The organism is Syntrophomonas zehnderi OL-4, from assembly GCF_000983115.1.
Classification (GTDB): Bacteria; Bacillota; Syntrophomonadia; order Syntrophomonadales; family Syntrophomonadaceae; genus Syntrophomonas_B; species Syntrophomonas_B zehnderi.
On sequence record NZ_CGIH01000027.1, the window covers coordinates 194,772 to 202,474 of the forward strand.

10 protein-coding genes are annotated in these 7,703 nt (G+C 41.5%); all 10 read left to right on the forward strand.

Translation table 11 applies throughout. The features are described 5' to 3' along the window. The first annotated feature begins 8 nt into the window (after positions 1-8). On the forward strand, positions 9-1,067 hold the full coding sequence (dsrB, locus tag AAV90_RS08255) for a dissimilatory-type sulfite reductase subunit beta (protein WP_046497570.1): 1,059 nt from the start codon (positions 9-11) through the stop codon (positions 1,065-1,067). Positions 1,068-1,128: 61 nt separating this feature from the next. Beyond that, positions 1,129-1,347: a hypothetical protein gene (locus AAV90_RS08260; protein WP_046497573.1), complete on the forward strand. Its 219-nt coding sequence runs from the start codon at positions 1,129-1,131 to the stop codon at positions 1,345-1,347. Positions 1,348-1,368: 21 nt separating this feature from the next. Then, positions 1,369-1,929, forward strand: coding sequence for an RsbRD N-terminal domain-containing protein (locus AAV90_RS08265; RefSeq protein ID WP_198142838.1), 561 nt, complete (start codon positions 1,369-1,371; stop codon positions 1,927-1,929). Then, positions 1,926-2,915 carry a sulfate reduction electron transfer complex DsrMKJOP subunit DsrM gene (gene dsrM / locus AAV90_RS08270; RefSeq protein WP_046497578.1) on the forward strand — a complete coding sequence of 330 codons (990 nt, stop codon included), beginning with the start codon at positions 1,926-1,928 and terminating at the stop codon, positions 2,913-2,915. Before AAV90_RS08265 ends, dsrM begins: the two co-directional genes overlap by 4 nt. Before the next feature lie 7 nt (positions 2,916-2,922). Continuing rightward, positions 2,923-4,539 carry a sulfate reduction electron transfer complex DsrMKJOP subunit DsrK gene (gene dsrK, locus AAV90_RS08275; protein ID WP_046497580.1) on the forward strand — a complete coding sequence of 539 codons (1,617 nt, stop codon included), beginning with the start codon at positions 2,923-2,925 and terminating at the stop codon, positions 4,537-4,539. Continuing rightward, a complete protein-coding gene (gene dsrJ, locus AAV90_RS08280; RefSeq protein ID WP_046497583.1) occupies positions 4,532-4,936 on the forward strand; it encodes a sulfate reduction electron transfer complex DsrMKJOP subunit DsrJ in 405 nt (134 codons plus the stop codon). The genes dsrK and dsrJ overlap by 8 nt, the downstream gene beginning before the upstream one ends. Next, a complete protein-coding gene (gene dsrO, locus AAV90_RS08285; protein WP_046497585.1) occupies positions 4,933-5,718 on the forward strand; it encodes a sulfate reduction electron transfer complex DsrMKJOP subunit DsrO in 786 nt (261 codons plus the stop codon). The genes dsrJ and dsrO overlap by 4 nt, the downstream gene beginning before the upstream one ends. Then, positions 5,711-6,874 carry a sulfate reduction electron transfer complex DsrMKJOP subunit DsrP gene (dsrP, locus tag AAV90_RS08290; RefSeq protein WP_046497586.1) on the forward strand — a complete coding sequence of 388 codons (1,164 nt, stop codon included), beginning with the start codon at positions 5,711-5,713 and terminating at the stop codon, positions 6,872-6,874. The genes dsrO and dsrP overlap by 8 nt, the downstream gene beginning before the upstream one ends. A gap of 105 nt (positions 6,875-6,979) precedes the next feature. Then, a complete protein-coding gene (locus AAV90_RS08295) occupies positions 6,980-7,294 on the forward strand; it encodes a TusE/DsrC/DsvC family sulfur relay protein (protein ID WP_046497590.1) in 315 nt (104 codons plus the stop codon). Between the two features lie 199 nt (positions 7,295-7,493). Continuing rightward, positions 7,494-7,703, forward strand: a 210-nt coding sequence (locus AAV90_RS14110) for a helix-turn-helix domain-containing protein (RefSeq protein ID WP_207642033.1), incomplete at its 3' end; no start/stop codon positions are given.

Below are 7,703 nucleotides of genomic sequence, written 5' to 3' on the forward strand. Positions count from 1 at the left end.
GAAGATTAATGGCTAAAATTGACATTGGCCCCCCAGATTATAAAGAAAATCTTCCGCCGGTAATTCGGGAGAACTACGGACAATGGAAATACCACGAAAAAGTAAAACCAGGTCTTTTGAAGCATGTAGCTAATTCTGGAGATGAGCTGTACACTATTCGGGTCGGTTCTCCCCGATTGGTAAGTGTTGATTTCATTCGCGACATCTGTGCCCTGGCGGATGAATATTGTGACGGTTATCTGCGGTTCACTAGCCGTAATAATATTGAATTCCTAACCGGAGACGCATCTAAAGTGGAACCTTTAATCGAAGCATGTAAAGCTAAAGGATTGCCTGTCGGCGGAACCGGTAACTCACTGAGTAACATCGTACATACTCAGGGCTGGATTCACTGCCATACTCCGGCAACCGATGCTTCCGGTATAGTTAAGGCAGTAATGGATGATTTATATGAATATTTTGGACGTGATGACCTACCGGCTAAACTGAGAGTTGCCATGGCTTGCTGTCTTAATATGTGTGGTGCAGTACATTGCAGTGATATTGCAATATTGGGTGTACATAGAACCGTTCCCACCATAAAACATGAAATACTGCAAAAAGGTGCGGAGATTCCAAGTCTGGTTGCCAGTTGCCCAACCGGAGCTATTCGTCCGGATCCTAAAAACAAGAGTGTTGCCCTTAAGGATGAAAAATGTATGTATTGCGGAAACTGTTTCACCATGTCCCCGGCTATGGATATCATGGATCCCAAAAACGATGGTGTGGCTATCATGATTGGCGGGAAGGTTTCCAACGCGCGTACTGCGCCAAGTTTTTCACGTCTAGTTATTCCATATCTGCCTAATAATCCGCCCCGTTGGCCTGAAGTAACTGAGGCTGTGCGCAATATTGTGGAAGTTTGGCTTAAAAATGCCCGGAGTGGTGAGCGGGTTGGTGAATGGGTTGAACGTATTGGCTGGGAAAGATTTTTTACCCTTGCGGATATTCCCTTTAGCGACAAATGTATAGATGATTATATATTTTCGCGTGAAACATTCCGGACAAGCGCAGCATTTAAATACTAATAAGCGATGAGCAGCAGTAAGATCTTTTCCAACCTCAAATTGAAAGTGAGGAGGAATACAAATGTCAAAGGAACCAGCAGACCCCAAAATTAAAGAGAAAGTTTTAGCTTATTTGGAAACTGTTGAAAAAGCCAAAAGCAAAGACATTGCCAAAGCTATTGGAGAAGTTAAGTCTGACGTAGACAATGCCATTAAAGAATTGGCTATCGAGGACAAGATAGAATACCTATACATTACAACAACCTTTGTGGCGCTTAAAGGCAAGGTAGGAGCTCCTTAAAAAGGGATTGGTAAGGACGAATTGAATAACAAATCGTCCTTACTAACTCAAAAAGGACTTATTTTTCCTAATTATAAGGGGAGTAAAGTAAGAATGGAATTGTCGATCTACACAGCAATTAGTGAAAAAAAACCTAAAATCCTATCAAAGTGGCAAGCAAGTGCATCCACTTCTCATGCGAAGCAGGATCCTTTAATTGTAAATACCAAGAAGGGCCGCTTTACCAACCCCATGGCCTACATAATAGAAAAAAATGCTGAGGAAATTTTTGAGTGGCTGATAAAGCCTGACGATAATCTGGATTTGCTTACTCCACTTCAGGAGATCTGTAAACTCAGGGCAATTCAGGATTTCAAACCTGCGGAAGCATTGAAGTTTATATTCACACTCAAGCAGATTATAAGAGATGAACTGGCAGAAGGGGATCAAACCAATAATTGGTCTATAGAAATATGGGATGTTGATAAGCGTATAGACGAAATCGGTCTACATGCCTTTGATATTTATTCAGACTGCCAAGCCAAGATTTATGAAATCAAAATGAATGAAATTAAACGTTTGTATGGGAGAGATGCGGGATGAAGGTTTGGTTCTCTCTGCTTGCGGTAATAATTTTAGCTTTAACGGCATGGGTTGGTGTTGAAATTCTACATCTGAACACTTTGTTTGGAATTATTATTCCTTATACTGCCATCGCAGTATTTATCGGGGGATTTATCATTCGAGTGGTTAGGTGGGGAAAGTCACCGGTGCCGTTTTGTATCACAACAACATGCGGACAGCAGCAATCCTTGCCCTGGATAAAGCAGAATAAAATAGAAAATCCCACAAATACATGGGGCGTTATTTGGAGAATGGTACTAGAGGTTACCCTTTTTAGATCACTGTTTAGAAATACAAAAACAGAAAAGATCGAGGACAAATTAGTTTTCGGTTCTGCTCAATGGCTTTGGTTTGGAAGTCTCGTCTTTCACTGGTCAATGCTGATTATTCTATTAAGGCATCTGAGGTTCTTTTTAAACCCGGTTCCCGGTCTGATAATTGGGTTGGAATCATTGGACAGTTTTCTGCAGATCGGTGTTCCTCTGTTATATATTACAGATGTGCTGCTTGTGGCTGCTTTAACTTATCTTTTCTTAAGACGGGTGATGATTCCCAACATCAAATATATCTCTCAGATTGCAGATTACTTTCCGGTACTATTGTTACTGGGAATTGCTGCCAGTGGTATTTTGGGAAGGTACGTTTATGGTGTAGATGTGGCAGCAGTAAAGGAACTGACTATGAGTCTGGTTTCTTTCAAACCAACTACCTCTACGACTATTGGCACAATCTTTTATATTCATATATTTCTTGTTAGCAGTCTGGCAGTTTATTTTCCTTGTAGCAAATTAATGCATGCTGGGGGAATATTCTTAAGTCCAACCAGAAATCTGGCCAACAACAGTCGCATTGAAAGGTACATTAATCCCTGGAATTATGAGGTGGAAAAACACCATTACTCAGAATATGAGGATGAGTTCAGGGATAAGATGCGTAAAGTCGGCCTGCCGCTGGAAAAGGAGTGAGGAGATAATGGCCAAGTTACCGAAGAAAGACGAATTGCTCCAACATAAGTTTGATGTCCCCAAAACAGATTGGATGGATACACCAGTTGAATTTAAGCCAGGTACATACTGCTATGGAGCTAAGGCGAAAAACTTGGAAATTGTCAATTTCCCGAATGCTCGCGATTGGTCGCCAGAAGATGAAGACTGGAAACTTCCCGAAGATTGGAAAGGGACTATAATAGAAGGAATCTCAGATTATATGTCCAAGTACCGTTCTTTTAGATTGTTTATGGATGTGTGCGTGCGCTGCGGTGCTTGTGCAGATAAATGCCATTTTTACATGGGAACAGGTGATCCCAAAAATATGCCGGTATTGCGGGCCGAGCTTATGCGGTCAATTTACAAGAGATATTTTACAACTTCCGGTAAAGTCTTTGGTCGTTTAGCCGGTGCTCGCGATCTTACAGAAGATGTTATTAAAGAATGGTGGTACTATTTTTTCCAGTGTACAGAATGCCGCCGATGTTCAGTTTTTTGTCCTTATGGCATAGATCAAGCTGAAATAACCATCATGGGAAGAGAATTGCTGAACCTGCTGGGTCTGAACACGGACTGGATTTCCGGACCGGTAGCGAATTGCTACATCAAAGGAAACCACGTGGGTATGGAACCACAGGCAATAATGAGTAATATTGAGTTTATGATTGATGATATTGAGACTATAACCGGCAAACGGATTAATCCTTCTTTCAACCGCAAGGGAGCAGAGATTCTATTCGTAGCACCCTCCGGAGATCTGTTTGCTGAGCCGGGCATATTCACTTGCATGGGTTATTTAATGCTTTTCGAACAGCTGGGCCTTGATTACACCATGAGTACATATGCGTCTGAGGGAGGAAACTTTGGATTCTTTACCTCCAATGAGATGGCTAAACGGCTCAATGCGAAGATTTACGCCGAGGCCAAAAGACTTGGTGTCAAATGGATCCTGGGGGGGGAATGTGGTCATATGTGGCGGTTGGTAAATCAGTATATGGATACCTGGAACGGTCCGGCGGACTTTTTGGAAGAACCAATTTCTCCAATAACAGGAACAAAATTTGAAAATGCAAAATCAACCAAAATGGTTCATATTACTGAATTTACAGCGGATCTTATTTACCACAACAAATTGAAACTTGATCCGAGCCGCAACGATCATCTGCGGATTACCTATCATGACTCTTGTAATACGTCAAGAGGCATGGGACTACTAGAAGAACCGCGCTATATTATCAACAAAGTCTGCAATAATTTCTTCGAAATGCCTGAAGAAACAATCCGCGAAAAGACTTTGTGCTGTGGGAGTGGTTCTGGGCTTAACGCGGGAGAAAACATGGAATTGCGTTTGCGGGGAGGCTTCCCTCGGGCGAATGCAGTAAAATACGTGCAGGAAAACCACGGGGTCAATGTATTAGCTAATATATGTGCGTTGGACAGAGCTTCTTTCCCATCACTGATGGATTATTGGGTTCCGGGAGTTGAAGTAATGGGAGTTCATGAATTAGTTGCGAATGCTCTCGTAATGGATGGTGAAATTGAACGAACATTGGACTTGCGTTGTGAACCACTACCTGAAAAAGGGGTAAAGAGTGATGTATAACAGCAGGAAGATTATTATAGGTCTTGTTATTTTTGTATTAGTGGCCGCTTTTCCGTTTTTTATAAACGTTGGGAAGACAGCTCAGCCGCTCCAATTAAGTTTGAATACACCAACTATTAATCAGTTAGAAAAAAAAGAATGTATAGAAAGTGCTGATTATATGCGTGCCAATCATATGCGTATGCTTAACGAATGGCGTGACCAGGTAGTACGCGAAGGCAATACTGTCTATACAAGCAGCTCTGGTCAAAAGTATGAGATGAGCCTGGAAAACAACTGTTTTCAATGCCATTCCAACAAAAGTAATTTTTGCGATAGTTGCCATACCTACTCGCAAGTTGATCCATATTGTTGGGATTGCCACAATGGAACGAAAGGAGCTGGTCTAAAACAATGAACAGACGAGATTTTCTTAAAGTTATTGCGGCAGCAGGTATTGGCGGAATAGTTGTTATGGAAGGTCTTGACGATTTCAGGGTTGAGGCTGCGGAAATGAATAAAGATAGTAATGCTCTGCAGGCTAAACACTGGGGGATGGTCATAGATATCAGTAAGTTTCAAAAACCAGAAGATATTCAAAGGGTCGCCAATGCTTGTCATCAATATCATAACGTACCCGATATTAAAGATCCTAAGCATGAAGTTAAATGGATTTGGAAAGAAGATTTTGAGCATGCATTTGCAGAAATGGAGAGCAAATACTTAAGTGAAAAAATAAAAACCATGAACTTCCCGGTATTGTGCAACCACTGTGAAGAGCCTATGTGCGTAAGGGTTTGCCCAACCAAGGCAACCTTCAAACGCCCTGATGGAATTGTAGTTATGGATTATCATCGCTGTATCGGCTGCAGATACTGCATGGCTGGGTGTCCTTATGGTGCCAGAAGCTTTAATTTTATTGATCCAAGGCCGCACATAGGTATGATGAATCATGACTACCCTACCAGAGCTATAGGTGTTGTTGAAAAGTGTACTATGTGCGTTGAGCGATTGAACAAGGGGTTAAAACCGATTTGTGTTGAAGTCTCCCGTGGAGGCATTATATTTGGCGATTTAAATGACCCTAACTCGGAAGTGAGAAAAGTATTGCGGAGCAATTTTGCTATTCGCCGCAAAGCAGAACTAGGAACTGGACCAAGTGTGTATTATGTGATCGGGGGGGACGAAGAGGGTGCTTGAGAAGGTCTTGTACGGAAGTAAACGTTACTATACCTGGATTGTTTTTCTAATGATTATAATAATCTTCGGATTCACAGCTTACCTCGAACAATTTAATACCGGCTTGGGTATTACTGGAATGAGTAGGGATGTTACCTGGGGTTTATATATTTCTCAGTTTACCTTTATGGTAGGGGTAGCAGCATCTGCGGTAATGGTAGCGATACCTTATTACCTGCATGATCATAAAACATTCGGGCCAATAGTTATCTTAGGTGAATTCTTGGCAGTTGCGGCAGTAATTGTCTGTATGCTGTTCATCCTTTGTGATATGGGACAGCCAACCCGTTTCCTCAACATTGTTTTACATCCAACCCCCAATTCCGTTATGTTTTGGGATATGTGTGTACTTCTTGGTTATCTGTTGCTTAATTTAATTATTGGATGGACCATATTGGGTGCTGATAAAAAAGGAATTTCTGCCCCTCATTGGACTAAGGTACTTACTTATATTGCAATTCCGTGGGCAGTGAGCATCCATACCGTTACTGCTTTTCTTTATGCGGGACTGCCGGGAAGATACTATTGGTTAACGGCAATAATGGCGGGACGATTTTTGGCTTCGGCTTTTGCTGCAGGACCAGCCCTCCTAATAATCCTTTGTCTTATACTGCGCAAGTATACGTCCTTTAAGACTTCAAAGGAGGCTATTCAGTCGCTGGCGGTAATCGTAACCTATGCAATGATTGCCAATGTTTTTTTCTTTCTTTTGGAGGTATTTACAGCGTTTTACAGTAATATTCCGGGACATATGGCTGCGCTCCAATATCTTTTTGTAGGATTAAACGGACATAATAACCTGGTTCCGTTTATGTGGACAGCGGCAATACTGGCTTTCTTAGGTATTGGTCTGCTTCTGGTGCCGAGTATGCGGCGCAATGAGAAGGTTTTAACTATTGCCCTGGCAGCAGTTTTTATAGCTGCTTGGCTAGACAAAGGGATAGGCCTGGTACTGGCAGGGTTTGTACCCAATTCATTTGAACGGGTTACAGAATATATACCTTCAAGTACTGAGTTGGCTATAGTTTTAGGAGTATACGCTATCGGCTTCTTAATCTTAACTATTTTGTATAAAATGGTGGTCGCGGTCAGGGAGCAAAGTATGGTTGAACATTAAAAACCTTGCTCTGAAAATATATAATAATAGTAAATTGTGCTTGTAGCAGCCTGAAAGGAATGCTGCAGCATAATTATATATATGATAAATAAGGAGGATTTAAAAATGGCAGAACTAAAAGTAGGAGATCGTATTTTGCTTTTAGATGAAGATGGTTTTCTTGATAATGCTGCGGACTGGGACGAAGAAGTCGCTCATGTCCTGGCTACCACAGAAGAAGTTGAGTTGACACAGGAACACTGGGATATCATTAACTATCTGCGTGAATATTATGCGGAGTTTGGTGTAGCCCCAATGGTTAGAAAAATGTTAAAGGATACGGGTAAAAAACAATCAGAAATCTACACCTTATTCCCAAGCGGCCCGGGGAAAGGCGCGTGCAAAATTGCCGGACTACCGAAACCTACTGGATGCGTATAATTTGAAAAATAGCGGCGCTCTTTATTGGAGCCCGCTATTTTAGAAAAACGACTAATCTTCTGTACATACTATATGCTAAATAGTATTGCAGTAGGTGCTAAACAATATTGCAATAAGACCTGTGTAACCGCTAAACTAAATTGGACAGAAAACAACAAATAAGAATGAACAGTATTTACCACAATCCTCCAAAAAGGCTATGATTGAGCTGGAAATAAAAACAGCTTTGATCATAGCAGAGGAGGAAGAAATGAACGTAGCAGAAGGGTGGAATATGTATTTAGATATCCAGGACCTAAAAGCCAAACATTTTAACATAAGTCAGATATCCCGGCGTTTGGATCTATCCCGAACAACAGTGTATAAATACCTGGACATGACTCCCGAGGAAATGGAACAGTTCCTGGAG

Excerpts from the sequence above, each read along its gene's own strand:
- dsrM (WP_046497578.1), top strand. The coding sequence starts at position 1,926 with ATGAAGGTTTGGTTCTCTCTGCTTGCGGTAATAATTTTAGCTTTAACG.
- dsrK (WP_046497580.1), top strand. The coding sequence starts at position 2,923 with ATGGCCAAGTTACCGAAGAAAGACGAATTGCTCCAACATAAGTTTGAT.
- dsrB (WP_046497570.1), top strand. The coding sequence starts at position 9 with ATGGCTAAAATTGACATTGGCCCCCCAGATTATAAAGAAAATCTTCCG.
- dsrJ (WP_046497583.1), top strand. The coding sequence starts at position 4,532 with ATGTATAACAGCAGGAAGATTATTATAGGTCTTGTTATTTTTGTATTA.
- AAV90_RS08260 (WP_046497573.1), top strand. The coding sequence starts at position 1,129 with ATGTCAAAGGAACCAGCAGACCCCAAAATTAAAGAGAAAGTTTTAGCT.
- AAV90_RS08295 (WP_046497590.1), top strand. The coding sequence starts at position 6,980 with ATGGCAGAACTAAAAGTAGGAGATCGTATTTTGCTTTTAGATGAAGAT.
- dsrO (WP_046497585.1), top strand. The coding sequence starts at position 4,933 with ATGAACAGACGAGATTTTCTTAAAGTTATTGCGGCAGCAGGTATTGGC.